Raw genomic sequence first — 17,079 nt, 5'->3', positions numbered from 1 at the left:
GCCGAGCCGGCACGCCGGCATCTTCGGATGCCTGCCCCGTCGGGAACGAACCACATCATGGACAGCCCAGCCTCTTCGACCACCGCCCCCAAGCCTGGCGCACTGCTGGTGCCAGGATGGGACGACAACCACCGCGAGCGCTACCGAGCGCTGGCCGATGGCCTTGTCGCGCAGGGCTGGGCCTGTCGCCTCGTCGACCTGCCGAACGGGTCGTGGTCGCCGGCGCAGCGCGCGGCGGTGACGCGCGAGGACAACCTGAAGGACGTGCTGGCGGCCTACGACGCGCTGGCCCGCGAGCCGGGCGTCGATCGCGCCGCGATCGGCCTCGTGGGGGTGAGCTACGGCGGCTACCTGGCCGCGTTCGCGAGTGCCCTGCGCCCGGTGCGCTGGCTCGCGCTGCGCGCGCCGGCGCTGTACCGTGACCGGGGCTGGTCGAGGCCCAAGGAAGATCTCGACAAGGAAGACCTGGCGGCCTACCGGCTGCTGCGCTTGCGCGCCGAGGACAACCGCGCGCTGGCAGCCTGCGCTGCCTTCCGGGGCGACGTGATGCTGATCGGATCGGGCAGCGACGACACGGTGCCGCGCCCGGTCATCGAGAACTATGCGGCGGCCTTCGCGCACGCGCGCTCGCTGCGCGTGCAAATGCTGGAGGGCGCGGATCACGCGCTCTCGCATCCCGACTGGCACGCGCAGTTCCGCCGCTGCATGTTCGACTGGCTGGCGCAGCGCAGGGCCGAGCTGAACAAGGACGCGGCCGCGGAGCGCGCGCCGGCGTCGCCGCGCAAGCTGCGCATCCTCGTGGTCGAGGACGAACCGGACATGCTGGCCATCACGCTGGAGCTGCTGCAGACGCTCGGCCATTGGGCCACCGGGGTGAAGAGCGCGGAGGTGGCGATCAACCGCTTTCTCGACGGCGTCTTCGATCTGCTGATGACCGACGTCAACCTGCCGGCGCTCTCCGGGCTCGAGCTTGCGCAGAAGCTGCATCGGCATGGCTTTCCGGTGGTCTTCGCCACCGGCAGGCCGCCGCCGTCCCGACTCGCGCCCGGGACCTTCTGGCTGCGGAAGCCCTACACGGTGGAGCAGCTCGAGGAGGTGCTGCGCGCCGCGGCCGCACTCGTGCCTGACGGGCCGCGCGAAAATGGCTAGGCGCTCATGGAAGGGAGAAGATCGGGGGTTTCCAACCCCCCGAACGAGGACCGAGACATGGCCAACGACTCCCCCTACGCGCACTACAGCGCGCTCACGCTCAAGCCCCACCCCAACGGCATCCTCGAGGTGGTGATGGGCGCCTCTCAGAGCGCGAACAAGAAGCTCTCGACCGCCGATCACAACCTGCACCGCGAGCTGGCCTCGATCTGGAGCGACATCGACAAGGACCCGCAAACGCGCGTGGCGCTGATCCGCGGTGAGGGCAAGGGCTTCTCCGCCGGCGGCGACCTGGGCCTGGTGGAGGACATGGCGAACGACTTCAACGTGCGCGCCCGTGTTTGGCGCGAGGCGCGCGACCTGGTCTACAACGTGATCAACTGCTCCAAGCCGGTGGTGTCGGCCATGCACGGCCCGGCCGTGGGCGCGGGGCTGGTCGCGGGGCTCCTGGCCGACGTGTCCATCGCCAGCACCACGGCGCGCATCATCGACGGCCACACGCGCCTGGGCGTGGCGGCCGGCGACCATGCGGCGATCGTATGGCCGCTCTTGTGCGGCATGGCCAAGGCCAAGTACTACCTGATGCTGTGCGAGGCGGTGTCGGGCGAGGAGGCCGAGCGCATCGGCCTGGTCTCGCTGGCGGTGCCGGAGGATCAGCTGGTGGCCAAGGCCTTCGAGGTGGCCGAGAAGCTGGCCGCCGGTTCGCAGACCGCAATCCGCTGGACCAAGTACGCGCTCAACAACTGGCTGCGCCTGGCCGGGCCCACCTTCGACAGCTCGTTGGCGCTGGAATTCATCGGCTTCTCGGGGCCGGACGTGCAGGAAGGCATCGCTTCGCTGCGCGAGAAGCGCAGCCCGAAGTTCGATCCGTCCTGCCCCTTCTAGGGCCTGATCGCCAAAATCACCCAGAGCCAACCATGAAATCCATTGCCCAGGCACTGGTGCGGTCGACCCCGCACGCACCCGGTCGGGTGGCCAGGAGCCCGGGGCGTAAGGTCGGCGCATGAACGACGTCTTCCATGATCGCCAGGCACGCGGCCTGACCCGTACGGGCTGGCTCACCAGCCACCACACGTTTTCCTTCGGCTCGTTCAACGATCCGCTGAGGATGGGCTTCAGGGCGTTGCGCGTCATCAACGAGGACGTGGTGGCCGGCGGCTCGGGCTTCGCCGAGCACGCGCACGACCACTTCGAGATCCTCACCTTCCTGTTGACCGGCACCATCGAGCACAGAGACTCGGCCGGCAACGCGGGGACGCTGCACGGCGGGGACGTCCAGCTCATCAGTTCAGGGACCGGCATCAGGCACTCAGAACGCAACCCCTCCGCGACGGAGCGGGCGCATCTGTTCCAGATCTGGCTGCACGGTGAGGCCGACGATGCGGCTGCGCAGTACCAAGCTCTTCCCGGCGCGCTGAACGAAGCCAGCGCGCCCTTTCGTCTCGTCGCGAGCCCGGATGCGACCGACGGCTCCCTGCGCTTGCGCGCGCCGGTACGAATCTGGGCGGGCCGCATGGCGTCGGACGGTCGATGTACCCATACGATCGCGGCGGGTCGCTTCGGCTGGCTGCAGGTCCTGGACGGCATCCTGTCGGCGCGGGAGGAACCGGATGGCGATGCTTTCGAGCTGCGCGGCGGCGATGCCCTGCAGATGGCGACGGTGCGGGCCGTCCACTTGCAGGCACTGACGGACTGCCGCTGGCTCTGGTTCGATCTGGCCTAGACGGCTGCTCGCGTTGGCGAATGAACTCAGCGCCCGCAGGCAGTTCCCAGGTGTCGCCCGGCTCGACGGTGTGGGTGCCGAACGGGTCCGTCGTCGCGGCGTGCTCGCCCAGGGCTTGCACCTGGAAGGGGTTTGCGTTGTAGAGCTTGCCCTCCAGCTTGTGGTCGAAGGCCAGCGGGAACTCGGCTGCGGTGAAGTTCATTCATGTCGATGCTCCTTGAGCAGGCGCCGTCGAAAAGCCCGACGGAGCGCAGCCAGCGCCACCCCCAGACCGGCAACCGCCTCGGCCCAGATGCTGAGATTCATTGCCCACGTGTGTTCGGCGCACAGCGCCAGCGTGTAGTGCCCCAGCCCATCGAGCCCGAACGCGCCGTAGGAAGAAGCGCCGAGGTCCATGGGAATCGCATGGGGGTCGCGATGCTGTGTTTCGTGCTCACTTCCTGGCCTTGCGCTGAGCATCGTGCTTGCGCCAGTACTGAAATTCGTCCTCATGCACTTCGAGGTCGAGCTCCGAGATGCGCACCTGGAGCCGCTCCTGGACTTCCGCGACGGCCTGGTTGTAGATGACGGGGCCGACCTCTTCGACGAAGAAGCTCAGGAGCGCGCCGGCGGCGATGTTGCCGATGCGCTCTTCCATGTTCTCCTGAAAGTAGCGCTCGATCGACTTGATCGCTTCGCTCCTGGCTTCCTTGTTCAGCTCGATGGGCATGGTGGTTGGGCTTTGTGGTGTCGATGGCTACTGTACGGGAGCCGCCTGCTAACCTGTCGCGCCCTGCTCCGCCCATGACCGACACCGTGCCCTTGACGCTTTTCGATGCCGCGTTGCGCGGCATGCTGCTGGCCCTGCTGCTGCTCCTGGCCTGGGTGCTGGGCCGCGACCGCCCGCGCCTGCCGGCGGCGCGCGCGGCGGTGGCGATGATGCTGGGCCTCGCGTTGCAGGTGCTCGGCTCGATGCCGCTGATCGAGGAAACGGCGCCGCGCCTGTGGCAGGCGCCTCTGGTGGCCGTCGCGGTCGCCAACGCGGTGCTGTTCTGGATCTTCGTGCAGGCGCTGTTCGATGACGAATTCGCGCTCAGGCCCGTGCATGCTGCCGCCTGGCTCGCGGCGGCGGCCCTGGGCGGCATCAATTGCGCGTGGATGGCCGGCAGCAGTTCGACGCTGGCGCCCGTCACGATGGGCCTCCAGCGCGGCCTGCCCCTGCTGTTCGCCGTGCTCGCGACGATCGCGGCGGCGGCGCACTGGCGCGCGGACCTGGTCGAGGGGCGGCGCCGGTTGCGGGCCTTCATCGTGGTGACGGGCGTGGCCTACACGCTCGCGATGCTGGTCGCGCGCCTGGCCTCGCCGCGGGGCCGGCTCTCCGGCACGATGGCCACGATCGACGTGGCGCTGCTGCTGGTCATCGTGGCGGCGGTGGCGCTCTGGATGCTGCGGCTGGCGGGCTCCGAGCTCTTTCCCTCGGCGCGCACGGCCGTGATTCCGACCCCGCCCGTCGACGGGCCCGACACGGCGCCGGCGCAGGTCGAAGCAGTGGACCCGATGCGTGCCGCCGCGCCCGATCCCGCCGACCAGGCGCTGGCCGAGGCGCTGCAACGCCTCATGAACGAGGAACGCGCCTACCGCACCGAAGACCTGAGCATCGCCGGCCTGGCCGCGCGGCTGAACACCCCCGAGTACCGCCTGCGGCGGCTGATCAACCAGCGCCTGGGGCACCGCAACTTCAACGCCTTCGTCAACGGCTTCCGGCTCGAGGAGGCGCGCACCGCGCTGGCCGATCCGGCGCGCCGCAGCCTGCCGGTGCTGAGCATCGCGCTGGAGGCCGGCTTCCAGTCCATCGGCCCCTTCAACCGCGCCTTCAAGGCCGCCACCGGCCTCACACCCACCGAGTTCCGGCGGGAAAAGCTGGCCGATTCCTGAAATCGGCGAGCCGAAAAGTGCGTTTCGTCGCATTCGGCAAGACCGGGCGGGCGCGGCACGGCATCGTCTGCATCACCGCGGGCAGGGGCCTTCGGATCAACGACGAGGAATGAACATGATGCGTTCTTTGCGCTTGCTGGCGTCCGCGCTGGCGTTGTTGCTGTCCGGCCTGGCCCAGGCCTCGGTGGGCCTCGGCGAAATCGCCGCGACGGCCGAGGACGGGCCGGTGACGCTGTACTACCCGTCCGCCGATGCCGAGCAGGCGGTCCGGCGCGGGCCCTTCACGCTGCAGGTGGCGCCGCAGGGCCGGCCGGCGCGCGGCAACGGCCGCCTGGTGGTGATCTCGCACGGCTCGGGCGGCTCGCCCTGGGTGCATGCGGACCTGGCGCACCGCCTGGTCGAGGCCGGCTTCGTGGTCGCCATGCCCGAGCACCGCGCCGACAACTACAGGGACCACAGCACGCCCGGCCCCGACAGCTGGGCGCGGCGGCCGGCCGAGGTGTCGCGGGCCATCGATGCGGTCGGCCGCGACCCGCGTTTCGCCGCGTTGCTGCAGTTGGACAGGGTCGGCGTCTATGGCATGTCGGCCGGCGGCCATGCAGCCTTGAGCATGGCGGGCGGACGCTGGTCGCCGGCCGGCTTCAGGCGACATTGCGAGGCGCACCTGGAGGAGGATTTCCAGTCCTGCGTCGGGCTGTTCACGCGGCTGACCGGCGGGCCGCTGGACGGGATCAAGAAATGGGCCGCGCTCACGGCCATCCGCTGGCGCTTCGACGACGACACGCCGCGCGTGCATGCCGACCCGCGGGTGGCGGCGGTGGTGGCCGGCGTGCCCTTCTCGGCCGACTTCGACATGGCCTCGCTGGCCGCGCCGCCGGTGCCGCTGGGCCTGGTGACCGCGCAGCAAGACCGCTGGCTGATTCCACGCTTCCACAGCGATCGGGTGCTGGCGGCCTGCACGGCCTGCGAACGCATCGCCGAGCTTCCGACGGCCGGACACGGGGCCTTGCTGTCGCCCCCGCCGCCGGGGCTCACCGGCCTGGTCGGCGACATGCTCAACGACCCGCCGGGCTTCGATCGCGCGGCCACGATGCCGGAGGTGGACCGCAGGATCACGGCCTTCTTCGCGAAGCACCTGCTGCAGGAACGCGCGTCGCGCGGCCAGGCGTCGCCCGGATGAACCCGCTCAGCCGCCGAGGGCCAACTCACGCGCGTGGTTGCTGCGCACCCAGCTGATGTGGCCCTCCTCGGTGTTGCGGGCCTGCCAGGCGCGGAACTCCGGGTCGGCGGACAGGTTGTCGACGACCTGGGCGAAGGCCAGGGCGTTCTCGAACTGCACGCTGAGCACGTAGTTGCCCAGCTCGCCGGCGGTGATGGCCCACAACCGCGGGTTGGGCGCACCGTGCTTGCGCCAGAGCGCGGCGCCCTGCTCCATCGCTTTCATGACGGCAGCCAGGTCGGCGCCCGGATTGGGCTTGAAGACGTAGCGGGCTTCGTAGGCCATGGCGGCCTCCTGTGGACGTGCGGGGAGCCGGTCATTGAAGCACCGCGGGCCTGCCGGCGCAACTGCGCCTGCCGCGCGCTCGGCCACGGACGCCTTGCGCAAGTCGATGGATCGTGCAAGGCTTGGGGCCGCGCTGCCGAGGCGGCGTCCGTCACGCCAGGAGGTGCGCCATGTCCCAGATCGACAAGGACCAGGTCGTCGATGTTCTGAACCGCCTGCTGGAGGCGGAGCTGGCGGGGGTGGTGCGCTACACGCACTACTCGTTCCTGGTGTTCGGCTTCTCGCGCATTCCCATCGTCTCGTGGTTGCGGGCGCAGGCCGACGAATCGCTGCTGCACGCGCAGCAGGTCGGCGAATGGATCACCACGCTGGGTGCCTATCCGTCGCTGGGCATCGGCGCGCTGCTCGATTCGCACAAGCACGACATGTCGGCGATCCTGCAGGAGTCGCTGGCCACCGAAGGCCACGCGCTGGCGCTGTACCGGCAGCTGCTCCAGCTGGTCGAGGGGCGCTCGGTGGCGCTGGAGGAGTTTGCCCGCCAGATGATCCATGCCGAGGAGCTGCATGCGGCGGATGTGGACAAGATGCTGCGCAAGCCCGGCGAAATTCGAGCCTTCGCGGACCGCCCCGGCAGCTGACTGGCTGTCTGGCTGACCGGCTAGTCGCGCAGGCCACGCTCCCACGCGCGCAGGCCCCTGTGCCAGGCCTGGAGCCGTTCATCCTCGCGCGCGCCGGCGCCCGAGGTGGTGGCGCAGAGCTGGTCGAGCAGGATCTGCTGGTCGGTGCTGAGCCGTTCCGGAAACACGGGCACCAGCGTGACCCACTGGTCGCCGCGCGCGCCGCGCCGCTCCACCGGAAAGCCCTGGCTCTTCAGGCAATAGGACAGCTGGCCGCGGCTCAGCTGCAGGGACTGCAGGCCGGCGAGGGTCGGCACCTGGACCTGCCGGCCGGCGACCCAGGCGAAGCCATCGACCGGGACCTCGCAGCGAAGCGTGCCGTCGTCGTCGAGCGTGAAGAAGGCATGGTCGAGCAGCTCGACGCGGATTTCGAGATCGGCGGGAAGGCGCTCGGGGCGCAGCCGCCGCCCGTCGACGTGGAGCAGGTCGCCATGGCGCACGCCGTGCGGAATGCGGACCTTGGCCTGGTAGCTGCGCGCGGCCGTCTTGCCGGAGCTCCTGCAGGCTGCGCACGGCTGCCGCGCGATCCCGCCCCCCAGGCAGGCCTCGCACTCCGCCAGGCCGGTGGGCCAGCCGAAGAAGGAGCGCTTGGACACGGCGCCCGAGCCGCCGCACCGGACGCAGTTGCCGCCGAGCACCTGGTGGCCGGCGCCGGCGCAGACCCGGCAGGTCTCGGTGACCTTGCCGCGCAGCACCTTGATGCAACCGGCCGCGGCCTCCTCGAGGGTCAGCTTGACCTTGCGGTGGATAGGCCGCCGCTGCCGGCTCGTGCCGGCGTCGTCGCGGAAGGCGGTATCGCCGCCGTCGTCGTTGTCGTCGAATCCGGCGCCGGGGTCCGTCGCCGGGCCGGGCGCGCTGACGTCGGCATCGTCGGCCGAGGGTTCAGGAGCGGCCCGGAATCCGGCGCGGCGGATTTCCTCGAAGGCCTGGTTGATGCGCTGCATCTTGGCCACGGCGCCGGCGCTGCCATTGCGGTCCGGGTGCCATTGCGAGACCAGCCGGCGCCACGCCGCCTTCACCTCGCTCTCGCTTGCGTCAGATGCCAAACCCAATTCGGCGAAAGCGTCGTCGGTGCCCAAGCGCTGATCCTCATCGCGGCCCGCCGTCCGGACGAAGGTCCATGGAGGCAGCAGCACCGTCTGCGCGATGCTATCCGAAGGCGATGGCGCGCTGGCGACAGAAGAGCGCGCTTTGGCCGCTATCTGCCAGCGTTTTCAGGCATATCGTGACCGTTCGTAAGCCTCGGTCGCCCGGCAGTGGGCGAGGAACTCGGCCACCGCGTCGTTGACGATCTCGGGATGCGTCACCGGGCCCATGTGGCCGAGCCCCTCGAACTCGACGACGCTCACGTCGGGCAGCACGCCGGTGAGAAGCCGCGCAACCCCGCGCGCCGAGGCCGGCGACTGCGCGCCCGTCATGTAGAGCACGGGCATCTCCAGCGCGGCGAAGGCTTGCAGCGGCGTGGGCTCGGTGAACAGGGCGCGAGCCCAGCCGGCGACGTTGGCCATCGACAGCGCGATGGGCGCGCGGCGCGGCTCGGGCATGCGGCGCCAGCTGCCGGGGCCCATCCAGTAGTCGATGAAGCGTTCGGCGGCGGCGTCGGGGTCGCCGGCCTCGATGGCGGCCGCGGCATCGGCGGCGGCGAAGCGGATGCCGTTCGCCGCCTCCTGGCCGGGCGACTCCTGCTCCAGCAGCGAGAAGAGCGTGGGCTCGTACAGCGCGACGGCACGCACGCGCTCGGGCCATGCCAGTGCCGCCATCAGGGCCACGGCGCCGCCGTAGGAATGGCCGACCAGGCAGAAGGGATCGCCGGCGGCCGCGAACACGGGCTCCAGCAGAGCCAGCTCGTCGGCCAGCGTCACCACGCGATCCGGCGGCCAGGCGGGGCTTCGGCCGGCGCCGAGCGAGTCGGGCGCGAGCAGGCGCCAGCCCGGGGCCAGGCGCTCCATCAGGCCGCGCCACTGGGCGGAACTGCTTGCGTTGGCATGGAGGCAGACGACGCCGGGGCCGGCCCCGGATTCGCGGACATGGGGATGGAGGTCTTGCTGCATGGGATGCACTTTGGCGCGCCGCGCGCGGGGCGTCCTGCCTGGGCGTCCCCAGTGCCTGCCTGATCGTCCGCCTGCGCAAGGCGCGCGTCCCGGCGAGAAAACCCGGGCATCTGTCCGACTCCGCAAACCGGTGAGCGTCGCTAGACTGCCGCGATCCGCCCCGGCTGCATCCTGGTCCCTTGGTCTCCCGATGCGCCGGCTTCACGGGGCCGCGCCAGGACGCTTGGCGGGTGCGGCCACCGGCCTCATCGATCTACAGCATGGCAGATGCACGCGACGTCCCGCTCCCGCCCGGCCCCACCCAGCCGTTGGCCCTGGCCCGGCCCGGCGACGCGGACTACCGGCTGCTGGTCGAGGCGGTGAGCGACTACGCGATCTTCCTGCTGGACCCGGGCGGCGTCATTCGCAGCTGGAACACCGGCGCGCGCAAGATCAAGGGCTACGAGGCGCACGAGGTGATCGGGCGCCACTTCTCGCTGTTCTACCCGCCGGAGCAGCTCGAGCGCGGCTGGCCCGAGCACGAGCTGAAGGTCGCGCGCGAGCTCGGGCGCTTCGAGGACGAGGGCTGGCGCGTGCGCAAGGACGGCACCCGCTTCTGGGCCAACGTCATCATCACGCGGCTGTCGGGCCCCGAGGGCGAGTTCCGCGGCTTCTCCAAGATCACCCGCGACCTCAGCGACCGCCGCCGCGAGGAAGAGCATCTGCGCATGAGCGAGGAGCGCTTCCGCCTGCTGGTGGAGGGGGTGAAGGACTATGCGATCTTCATGCTCGACACCAGCGGCCACGTGGTGAGCTGGAACGCCGGGGCGCGGCGCTTCAAGGGCTACGAGGCCACCGAGATCATCGGCCGGCATTTCTCGGTGTTCTACCCGCCCGAAGCGCAGGCCACCGGCTGGCCGGACGAGGAGCTGCGCATGGCGCGCCGCGACGGCCGCTTCCAGGACGAAGGCTGGCGCATTCGCAAGGACGGCACGCGCTTCTGGGCCAGTGTGGTGATCACCGCGCTGCACGATGCCAGCGGCACGCTGCGCGGCTTCGCCAAAGTGACGCGCGACATGACCGACCAGCGCCGCGTCAGCTCGCTGGAGGACGAAGGCCGGCGCATCAGCACCTTCCTGGCCATGCTGGGCCACGAGCTGCGCAATCCGCTGGCGCCGATCTCGAACGCGCTCGCGCTCATGGCCCGCGAGAAGCTGGAGAGCCGGACGCTGCGCCTGGCGCAGGACACGATCTCGCGCCAGCTCAAGCAGCTGGTGCGGTTGGTGGACGACCTGCTGGACGTCGGCCGCATCACCAGCGGAAAGATCCGGCTGGAAGCCAAGCCGGTCGATCTCAAGTGGGTGGTGCTGGAGTCCGTCGAGGCCATGACGCCGGCGGCCACGGACAAGGGCCAGCGGCTGCAGACCGAGATCGAGGAGACGCCGCTGTGGATCACCGGCGACCGCGCCCGCATGATCCAGGTGCTGAGCAACCTGCTCGGCAACGCCATCAAGTTCACGCCGGCCGGCGGCCATGTGTGGGTGCAGGCCCACCGCGACGGCCAGCGCGCGGTGCTGAGCGTGCGCGACGACGGGCCGGGCATCCCGCCGCAGGACATCCAGCGCGTCTTCAACCTCTTCGAGCAAGGCGAGCAGGACATCGCGCGGCTGCAGGGCGGCCTGGGGCTGGGGCTGAGCCTGGTCCAGCAGCTGGTCGGGCTGCACGGCGGTGATGTCGCCGCCTACAGCAAGGGGGTGCCGGGCGAGGGCAGCGAGTTCGTGATCCGGCTGCCCCTGGCCGCTGCCCCGTCCCTGCCCGAGAAAGCCACGGCGGCCAGCCCGCAGTCGAACGGGCGTCCCACGGTGCTGGTGGTGGACGACAACCGCGACTCGGCCCAGACCATGGCCGCGCTGATGGAGACGCTGGGCTGCCACGCGATCGTGCGCCACGACGGCCAGGCGGCGCTCGAGGCCATCAAGCGCCTGGCGCCCGACCTGGTGCTGCTGGACATCGGACTGCCCGGCATGAGCGGCCTCGATGTGGCCCGGCGCGCACGCGCCGAGATCGAGCATCCGCCGCCGCTGATCGCCGTGACCGGCTACGGGCAGGAGCGCGACCGCCAGCTGAGCTTCGACGCCGGCTTCTTCGCCCACCTGACCAAGCCGGTGGACGTGAGCCAGCTCGAGGACCTGCTCAAGCGCCTGCTCGACCGGCGCTGACCGACCCCGCCCACCCGGCCGTTCGGCACATGGACGCGCCGCCGCCTGCGGCGTAGCATCGGCGTCCGCCTTGCCGCCACAGCTGCGGCGACAAGTCCGTGAGCCACACTTCATCGGAGGTCGGCATGAGTTATCACCTGGAAGGTCGCCTGCTCGAGGTCTGCAACTGCAACGTGTTGTGCCCCTGCTGGATCGGCGAGGACCCGGACAACGGGACCTGCGACACCATCGTCGCCTGGCGCATCGACAAGGGAACGATCGATGGCCTCGACGTCGGCGGCAACACCATCGCCGCCGTGGCGCATGTGCCCGGCAACATCCTGGAAGGCAACTGGACCGCCGCCATCTTCGTGGACGACAACGCCTCCAAGGAACAGGAAGAAGCGCTGCTCAAGGTGTACACCGGGCAGGCCGGTGGGCCGATCGCCGACCTGGCCAAGCTGATCGGCACGGTGGTGTCGGTGGAGCGGGCGAAGATCGGCTTTCACGTGAACGAGGGCCAGGGCAAGCTCGAGATCGGCACCAACTACTACGCCGAGCTCGAGCCCTACCGCGGCGCGACCGGCGCGCAGACCGTGCTGTCGGACACCGTGTTCTCGACCGTGCCGGGCGCGCCGGTCTTCGTCGGCAAGGCGCCGGTCTATCGCTCGAAGAATGCCGCCCTGGGCATCGACCTGGACATCAAGAACCACAACGCGCTGCAAAGCACCTTCGTCTTCGACGCCTGAAGCCATGAGCGCCGCACGGCCGCTCCGAAGGCGCTCGCACCGCAGCGCGTAGCGCGGAGGTGACCCCATGAACACTCCTGCGGGGATTGCGCGGCCGGCCGTGTCGCGCTCCGGGGCGGCGCGCCATCGGCGGGTGTTCGTGCCACTGCTGGTGGCCTTGATCGGGCTGGCCTGGCTGGCGCTGTGGGCCTGGGCGCGCAGCCCCTACGGCCGCTACCTGGAGCATGGCGACTGGATGGCCTCGGGGCCGGCGGCCTTCCTGTGCCGCGCCCTGCCCGCGGGCGAGCTGCTGCTGCCCGCGCTGCTCTACGCGCTGGCCTGGATCCTGATGACCGCGGCCATGATGCTGCCGACCACCCTGCCCTTGTTCAACGTGTTCGACCGCATGACGGCCCGGCGTCCGGACCACGCGCGCCTGGTGCTGCTGCTCGGGCTGGGCTACATGGCGGTGTGGGGCGTCTTCGGGCTGCTGGCGCATGGGCTGCACGAGCTGGTCCTGGCGCTGCTCGAACGCTCGCCGACGCTGGCCTGGCACGGCTGGCTGATCGGCGCCGCGACGCTCGGGCTGGCGGGCGCCTTCCAGTTCAGCCGGCTCAAGCACCAGTGCCTGGAGAAATGCCGAACGCCGCTGGGCTTCGTCATCGAGCACTGGCGCGGGCCGGCGCCGGCGCGCCAGGCCTTCATGCTGGGCGCGCACCACGGCGTGTTCTGCGTGGGCTGCTGCTGGGCGCTGATGCTGCTGATGTTCGCGCTGGGCACCGGCAGCCTGGGCTGGATGCTGCTGCTGGCCGTACTGATGGCGATCGAGAAGAACCTGCCCTGGGGCCGGCGCCTGAGCGCGCCGCTGGGCATTGCGCTGCTGGTGGGGGCCCTGGTCGTGGTGGCCGTCCATGCCTGAGGGGCGCGATGGCCGCCCGGGCCTGCGGGCCATCGCGCTCACCGTGGCGGCCATGCTGGCCTTCGCGGCCAATTCGCTGCTGTGCCGCATGGCGCTGCAGCACGGGGGCATCGATGCGGCCAGCTTCGGCAGCATCCGGCTGGTGGCGGGGGCGCTCACGCTGATGCTGGTCGTGCGCCTGCGGTCGGGGCGCAGTCCGGCCGGGCGCGCCGACTGGCTGGCGGCGGCGATGCTGTTCGCGTATGTCGCCTTCTTCTCCTTCGCCTACCTCAGCCTGTCCGCGGGCACCGGGGCGCTGATCCTGTTCGGCGCGGTGCAGCTGACGATGCTGGGCGCCGGACTGCGCGCCGGCGAGATGTTCGGGCCGGTCGCGTGGTCGGGCTTCGTACTGGCGGTCGCGGGCCTGATCTACCTGGTGTCGCCGGGGGTGACGGCACCGCCGGCGCTGGGCGCGGCGCTGATGGCGGTCGCGGGTGTGGCCTGGGGCGTGTATTCGCTGCGCGGGCGGGGTGTGGCCGACCCGCTTGCCGCCACCGCGCGCAACTTCGTGCGGGCGGCGCCGATGGCGCTGCTGCTGAGCGCCCTGCTGGCCGGCACCGGCAGCGCGCACGCCGACGCGGCCGGTATCGCGCTGGCCGTGGCCTCGGGTGCGCTGACCTCGGGCATAGGCTATGTGATCTGGTATGCGGCGCTGCCTTCGCTCACGGCGATGCGGGCGGCGACGGTGCAGCTGTCGGTGCCGCTGATCGCGGCCTTCGGCGGGGTGATCTTCCTGTCGGAGGCGATCACGCCGCGGCTGGCGTTCGCGTCGGTGGCGATCCTCGGAGGGATCGCGCTCGTGCTGAGGGCCCGGGCGCCTAGGCCTCGAGCTTGAACAGGCTCGTCGCCTCCAGGTCCAGCGCCAATTGCTCGCGCTGGTTGAAGAGCCGCCAGCGCCAGCGCAGGATGCCCAGCGTGGGCCGCTTCTCTGACCGCCGCACCTCGATCACGTCGGCCACGAGGCGCAGCGCATCGCCGGGCCGCACCGGGTTGGGCCACTTCACGTAAGCCAAGCCCGGCGAGGCGAAGGATTCGGAGCCGGCCAACGCCGCATCGGTCACCAGTCGCATCGCGATGCCGCCGGTGTGCCAGCCGCTGGCGATCAGCCCGCCGAAGGGGCCGTCGGCGGCGGCTTCGGCATCGGTGTGGAACCACTGCGGGTCGTAGGCCTTCGCGAACTGCAGCAGCTCGGCCTCGGTGACGAGGTAGGGCCCGGCCTCGATGACCTGGCCCGCGTGAAACTCGGCGAACTTCATGCCGCGAGCTTACTTAATAAGTCTCGAGGTGCAGGCGGCCTTCTCGCTTCAGGGTGGCTCCCACCGTGTCCCAGTCCAGGCCCGCTTCCACCGCCACGTCGCGCAGCGCGAGCACCACTCCCTCTTCCATGCTCTTCAAGCCGCAGACGTAGAAGTGGGTCTGGCCGTCCTTGAGCAGCGCGGCCAGGTCGGCGGCGCGCTCGCGCATCGCGTCCTGCACGTAGCGCTTGGGCTGGCCGGCCGTGCGCGAGAAGGCAAAGTTGATGTCGATGAAGTCCTTGGGCAGGGTCTGCAGCGGGCCGAAGTAGGGCAACTCCTGCTGCGTGCGCGCGCCGAAGAAGAGCAGGAGCTTGCCGCTCTCGAACTTGCCGCTCTTGCGCAGGCGGCGGCGCCACTCCGTCATGGCGCGCATGGGCGCGCTGCCGGTGCCGGTGCAGATCATCACGATGTGCGACTTCGGATGGTTGGGCATCAGGAAGGACGTGCCGAAGGGGCCGATGACCTGGACCTTGTCGCCCACCTTGAGGTCGCACACGTAGTTGCTGGCGACGCCGCGCACCGGGTTGCCTTGATGGTCCTGCAACACGCGCTTCACCGTCAGCGAAACGTTGTTGTAGCCGGGCCGCTCGCCGTTGCGCGGGCTGGCGATGGAGTACTGGCGCGCGAAGTGCGGCTTGCCGTTGGCGTCGGTGCCCGGCGGGATGATGGCAATGGACTGGCCCTCCAGCACCGGGAAGGGCATGGAACCGAAGTCCAGCACGATGTGGTGCGTCTGGTTCTCGTAGCCGGCCTCGGTGCAGTTGAAGTTGCCGACCACGGTCGCCGTGGTGGGGCTCTTCGGGGGGAACAGGTTGGTGTAGGCGTGCGCGGCCGACCAGGGCGGCACGGTGGCGCCGTATTGCGCGGAATTGAAGACCTGCGCGCCGGGCTCGGACTGCGGCTGCGGCGCGGCGGCGGCCTGCGCCTGGATCATGACCTCGTCTGGCGAGGCGATGCCCTCGGCCTCCAGCTGCTCGGGCGTGAGCTCGGCGGGCAGCTCGTCCCACGTGAGCTGCTCCTCGATCGAGTAGGCGCGCGCCACGGGCATGGTGCGCCAGTTGTCGATGGAACCCGTCGGGCAGGGCGAGATGCAGGCCATGCAGCCATTGCAGACATCGGCACGCACCACGTAGTTGCGGTCGTCGTGCGTGATGGCGTTGACGGGGCAGGTGGCCTCGCAGGTGTTGCAGCGGATGCAGATCTCGGGGTCGATCAGGTGTTGCTTGATGACGCCGAGTTGGATGGTGGCCGTGTCCATGTCTTTATCTCCTTTGCCGCCCAGACGGCCCATCACCGTTCAAGGCCCTTGTACCGCCCCAGGGCCGCGCAAAGCGCCGGCCCCTTCGTGAAACACCGCGGAACCGGCTTCGCCGGGCCGCTGGTGTTGCCCCCGGCAGGGGGTGGGCGCCCGGACACGAAGTGCCGGGCAACCTGGGGGCGAGCAACAGTTCAGCCGAAGCGGACGTACTCGAAATCCACCGGCTGGCGGTTGATGCCCATCACCGGCGGCGCGATCCACCCGGCGAACTTGCCGGGGTCGACCACGCGGCCCATCAACGATGCCACGAAAGCGAAGTCCTCGGGCGTCGGCAGCCACTCGCTCTTCTTCGCAGCCCATTCGGCCTCGTTCACCACGCGGCCCTCGGGCGACATCTTGATGCCGGCCAGCGCGCCGATCTGGCGGTTGAAGGCCTTGTGCGGGACCGTGAGGCGGGTCGGGATGCCGGCCTTCTCCAGCACCTTGTTCCAGCGGCCCACGCCGGCGACCGAGTCCTTGATGAAGTCGTCGCGCAGCACTTCGTTCAGCGCATTCAGCATCGGCACGTCCTTCTCGAGGAGCTGGCCGTCCTTGACTTCGAGCACCTTGTAGGTCTGGCCCTTGAGCACGTGGTCGTCGGTGCGCTTGCCCTCTTCGTAGCGGCCCTTCAGGCCCGAGCTGTAGAAGGTGGCGGCGTTGCTCGACTGGTCAGCGCCGAACAGGTCGATGGTGACGCTGTAGTGGAAGTTCAGATAGCGCTGGATGGTGCCGAGGTCGATGGCGCCGGCCGCACGCACCTTCTGCGGATCGTCGGTCTTGAGCTCGTTCATGACCTGCGCGGTGCGCTGCAGCACGCGCGAGACGCCGCTCTCGCCCACGAACATGTGGTGCGCTTCTTCGGTCAGCATGAACTTCGTGGTGCGCGCCAGCGGATCGAAGGCGCTCTCGGCCAGGGCCGACAGCTGGAACTTGCCGTCGCGGTCGGTGAAGTAGGTGAACATGAAGAAGGCCAGCCAGTCCGGCGTCTTCTCGTTGAAGGCGCCCAGGATGCGCGGGTTGTTCTCGTCGCCCGAAGTGCGCTGCAGCAGGGCCTCGGCTTCTTCGCGGCCGTCGCGGCCGAAGTGCTTGTGCAGCAGGTAGACCATGGCCCACAGGTGGCGGCCCTCTTCCACGTTGATCTGGAACAGGTTGCGCAGGTCGTACATGCTGGGCGCGGTCAGGCCCAGGTGGCGCTGCTGCTCGACCGAGGCGGGCTCGGTGTCGCCCTGCGTGACGATGATGCGGCGCAGGTTGGCGCGGTGCTCGCCGGGGACGTCCTGCCAGGCCTTCTCGCCCTTGTGGTCGCCGAAGTGGATCTCGCGGTTGGCGTCGCCCGGATTCAGGAAGATGCCCCAGCGGTAGTCGCGCATCTTCACGTGGCCGAACTGGGCCCAGCCCTGCGGGTCGACGCTCACGGCCGTGCGCAGGTAGACCTCGTAGTTGGTCGAGCCGTCGGGGCCGACGTCGTCCCACCAGTTGATGAAGTTGGGCTGCCAGCCTTCGAGCGCGCGCTGAAGCGTGCGGTCTTCGCCGAGGTTGACGTTGTTGGGGATCTTCTCGCTGTAGTTGATCGTGCTCATCGTTGTTCCTTGCAAAGAGTTCTGAC

Annotated in this window: 18 protein-coding genes; 10 read left to right on the top strand and 8 right to left on the bottom strand. The window is 70.0% G+C overall.

Annotated features, from left to right (window positions below; genetic code table 11):
- Positions 1-57: 57 nt before the first annotated feature.
- The 3 genes from AC3A6X_RS17965 (at position 58) to AC3A6X_RS17955 (ending at position 2,872) form a co-directional block, all read left to right on the top strand.
- Positions 58-1,149 carry a response regulator gene (locus AC3A6X_RS17965; protein WP_487843462.1) on the top strand — a complete coding sequence of 364 codons (1,092 nt, stop codon included), beginning with the start codon at positions 58-60 and terminating at the stop codon, positions 1,147-1,149.
- Positions 1,150-1,206: 57 nt separating this feature from the next.
- A complete protein-coding gene (locus AC3A6X_RS17960; protein ID WP_487843461.1) occupies positions 1,207-2,034 on the top strand; it encodes an enoyl-CoA hydratase/isomerase family protein in 828 nt (275 codons plus the stop codon).
- Between the two features lie 118 nt (positions 2,035-2,152).
- Entirely contained in the window at positions 2,153-2,872 is a 720-nt protein-coding gene (locus tag AC3A6X_RS17955; RefSeq protein WP_487843460.1) for a pirin family protein, read from the top strand.
- Positions 2,873-3,070: 198 nt separating this feature from the next.
- Here AC3A6X_RS17955 and AC3A6X_RS17950 read toward each other — a convergent pair whose 3' ends face one another.
- Together AC3A6X_RS17950 and AC3A6X_RS17945 are read right to left on the bottom strand one after the other, a co-directional pair.
- A complete protein-coding gene (locus AC3A6X_RS17950; RefSeq protein ID WP_487843459.1) occupies positions 3,071-3,268 on the bottom strand; it encodes a hypothetical protein in 198 nt (65 codons plus the stop codon).
- A gap of 37 nt (positions 3,269-3,305) precedes the next feature.
- Entirely contained in the window at positions 3,306-3,581 is a 276-nt protein-coding gene (locus AC3A6X_RS17945; protein WP_487843458.1) for a DUF2164 domain-containing protein, read from the bottom strand.
- Between the two features lie 74 nt (positions 3,582-3,655).
- On the opposite strand from AC3A6X_RS17945, the gene AC3A6X_RS17940 reads away from it, so the two are divergent.
- Both AC3A6X_RS17940 and AC3A6X_RS17935 read left to right on the top strand, forming a co-directional pair.
- Entirely contained in the window at positions 3,656-4,786 is a 1,131-nt protein-coding gene (locus tag AC3A6X_RS17940; RefSeq protein WP_487843457.1) for an AraC family transcriptional regulator, read from the top strand.
- Between the two features lie 115 nt (positions 4,787-4,901).
- Entirely contained in the window at positions 4,902-5,966 is a 1,065-nt protein-coding gene (locus tag AC3A6X_RS17935; RefSeq protein WP_487843456.1) for an alpha/beta hydrolase family protein, read from the top strand.
- A 6-nt stretch (positions 5,967-5,972) separates the two neighbouring features.
- Here AC3A6X_RS17935 and AC3A6X_RS17930 read toward each other — a convergent pair whose 3' ends face one another.
- The gene (locus AC3A6X_RS17930; RefSeq protein WP_487843455.1) at positions 5,973-6,290 is read right to left on the bottom strand and encodes a hypothetical protein; all 318 of its coding nucleotides are present in this window, start codon (positions 6,288-6,290) and stop codon (positions 5,973-5,975) included.
- A 170-nt stretch (positions 6,291-6,460) separates the two neighbouring features.
- On the opposite strand from AC3A6X_RS17930, the gene AC3A6X_RS17925 reads away from it, so the two are divergent.
- Positions 6,461-6,928 carry a ferritin-like domain-containing protein gene (locus tag AC3A6X_RS17925; protein ID WP_487843454.1) on the top strand — a complete coding sequence of 156 codons (468 nt, stop codon included), beginning with the start codon at positions 6,461-6,463 and terminating at the stop codon, positions 6,926-6,928.
- Positions 6,929-6,948: 20 nt separating this feature from the next.
- Here the strand turns inward: AC3A6X_RS17925 and AC3A6X_RS17920 are convergent, their stop codons facing one another.
- Positions 6,949-8,046 (bottom strand): DnaJ C-terminal domain-containing protein, encoded by a 1,098-nt coding sequence (locus tag AC3A6X_RS17920; protein ID WP_487843453.1) that lies wholly within the window; start codon positions 8,044-8,046, stop codon positions 6,949-6,951.
- Between the two features lie 135 nt (positions 8,047-8,181).
- Positions 8,182-9,018, bottom strand: coding sequence for an alpha/beta fold hydrolase (locus tag AC3A6X_RS17915; RefSeq protein WP_487843452.1), 837 nt, complete (start codon positions 9,016-9,018; stop codon positions 8,182-8,184).
- 260 nt (positions 9,019-9,278) lie between these two features.
- Here AC3A6X_RS17915 and AC3A6X_RS17910 point away from each other — a divergent pair, with 260 nt between their 5' ends.
- The 4 genes from AC3A6X_RS17910 to AC3A6X_RS17895 all read left to right on the top strand — a co-directional run bounded on the left by AC3A6X_RS17910 (position 9,279) and on the right by AC3A6X_RS17895 (position 13,716).
- Entirely contained in the window at positions 9,279-11,216 is a 1,938-nt protein-coding gene (locus tag AC3A6X_RS17910; protein WP_487843451.1) for a PAS domain-containing hybrid sensor histidine kinase/response regulator, read from the top strand.
- Positions 11,217-11,341: 125 nt separating this feature from the next.
- Entirely contained in the window at positions 11,342-11,944 is a 603-nt protein-coding gene (locus AC3A6X_RS17905) for a DUF1326 domain-containing protein (protein WP_487843450.1), read from the top strand.
- 67 nt (positions 11,945-12,011) lie between these two features.
- Positions 12,012-12,842, top strand: coding sequence for a DUF2182 domain-containing protein (locus AC3A6X_RS17900; RefSeq protein WP_487843449.1), 831 nt, complete (start codon positions 12,012-12,014; stop codon positions 12,840-12,842).
- Positions 12,835-13,716, top strand: a complete 882-nt coding sequence (locus AC3A6X_RS17895) for a DMT family transporter (protein ID WP_487843448.1) — start codon at positions 12,835-12,837, stop codon at positions 13,714-13,716. Before AC3A6X_RS17900 ends, AC3A6X_RS17895 begins: the two co-directional genes overlap by 8 nt.
- Here the strand turns inward: AC3A6X_RS17895 and AC3A6X_RS17890 are convergent.
- The 3 genes from AC3A6X_RS17890 to boxB all read right to left on the bottom strand — a co-directional run bounded on the left by AC3A6X_RS17890 (position 13,700) and on the right by boxB (position 17,053).
- Entirely contained in the window at positions 13,700-14,137 is a 438-nt protein-coding gene (locus tag AC3A6X_RS17890; RefSeq protein WP_487843447.1) for a MaoC family dehydratase, read from the bottom strand. The genes AC3A6X_RS17895 and AC3A6X_RS17890 overlap by 17 nt on opposite strands.
- Before the next feature lie 13 nt (positions 14,138-14,150).
- A complete protein-coding gene (gene boxA, locus AC3A6X_RS17885; protein ID WP_487843446.1) occupies positions 14,151-15,434 on the bottom strand; it encodes a benzoyl-CoA 2,3-epoxidase subunit BoxA in 1,284 nt (427 codons plus the stop codon).
- 191 nt (positions 15,435-15,625) lie between these two features.
- The gene (gene boxB / locus AC3A6X_RS17880; RefSeq protein WP_309960278.1) at positions 15,626-17,053 is read right to left on the bottom strand and encodes a benzoyl-CoA 2,3-epoxidase subunit BoxB; all 1,428 of its coding nucleotides are present in this window, start codon (positions 17,051-17,053) and stop codon (positions 15,626-15,628) included.
- Positions 17,054-17,079: the final 26 nt, after the last annotated feature.

The organism is Variovorax sp. Soil_C_12 (assembly GCF_057657375.1).
The sequence above is the reverse complement of the archived record's forward strand: the minus strand, read 5'-3'. Positions and strand labels throughout refer to the sequence as shown.

Excerpts from the sequence above, each read along its gene's own strand:
- AC3A6X_RS17930 (WP_487843455.1), bottom strand. The coding sequence starts at position 6,290 with ATGGCCTACGAAGCCCGCTACGTCTTCAAGCCCAATCCGGGCGCCGAC.
- AC3A6X_RS17925 (WP_487843454.1), top strand. The coding sequence starts at position 6,461 with ATGTCCCAGATCGACAAGGACCAGGTCGTCGATGTTCTGAACCGCCTG.
- AC3A6X_RS17940 (WP_487843457.1), top strand. The coding sequence starts at position 3,656 with ATGACCGACACCGTGCCCTTGACGCTTTTCGATGCCGCGTTGCGCGGC.
- AC3A6X_RS17900 (WP_487843449.1), top strand. The coding sequence starts at position 12,012 with ATGAACACTCCTGCGGGGATTGCGCGGCCGGCCGTGTCGCGCTCCGGG.
- boxA (WP_487843446.1), bottom strand. The coding sequence starts at position 15,434 with ATGGACACGGCCACCATCCAACTCGGCGTCATCAAGCAACACCTGATC.
- AC3A6X_RS17960 (WP_487843461.1), top strand. The coding sequence starts at position 1,207 with ATGGCCAACGACTCCCCCTACGCGCACTACAGCGCGCTCACGCTCAAG.
- AC3A6X_RS17890 (WP_487843447.1), bottom strand. The coding sequence starts at position 14,137 with ATGAAGTTCGCCGAGTTTCACGCGGGCCAGGTCATCGAGGCCGGGCCC.
- AC3A6X_RS17915 (WP_487843452.1), bottom strand. The coding sequence starts at position 9,018 with ATGCAGCAAGACCTCCATCCCCATGTCCGCGAATCCGGGGCCGGCCCC.
- AC3A6X_RS17905 (WP_487843450.1), top strand. The coding sequence starts at position 11,342 with ATGAGTTATCACCTGGAAGGTCGCCTGCTCGAGGTCTGCAACTGCAAC.
- AC3A6X_RS17950 (WP_487843459.1), bottom strand. The coding sequence starts at position 3,268 with ATGGACCTCGGCGCTTCTTCCTACGGCGCGTTCGGGCTCGATGGGCTG.
- AC3A6X_RS17910 (WP_487843451.1), top strand. The coding sequence starts at position 9,279 with ATGGCAGATGCACGCGACGTCCCGCTCCCGCCCGGCCCCACCCAGCCG.
- AC3A6X_RS17935 (WP_487843456.1), top strand. The coding sequence starts at position 4,902 with ATGATGCGTTCTTTGCGCTTGCTGGCGTCCGCGCTGGCGTTGTTGCTG.
- AC3A6X_RS17965 (WP_487843462.1), top strand. The coding sequence starts at position 58 with ATGGACAGCCCAGCCTCTTCGACCACCGCCCCCAAGCCTGGCGCACTG.
- AC3A6X_RS17945 (WP_487843458.1), bottom strand. The coding sequence starts at position 3,581 with ATGCCCATCGAGCTGAACAAGGAAGCCAGGAGCGAAGCGATCAAGTCG.
- AC3A6X_RS17895 (WP_487843448.1), top strand. The coding sequence starts at position 12,835 with ATGCCTGAGGGGCGCGATGGCCGCCCGGGCCTGCGGGCCATCGCGCTC.
- AC3A6X_RS17955 (WP_487843460.1), top strand. The coding sequence starts at position 2,153 with ATGAACGACGTCTTCCATGATCGCCAGGCACGCGGCCTGACCCGTACG.
- boxB (WP_309960278.1), bottom strand. The coding sequence starts at position 17,053 with ATGAGCACGATCAACTACAGCGAGAAGATCCCCAACAACGTCAACCTC.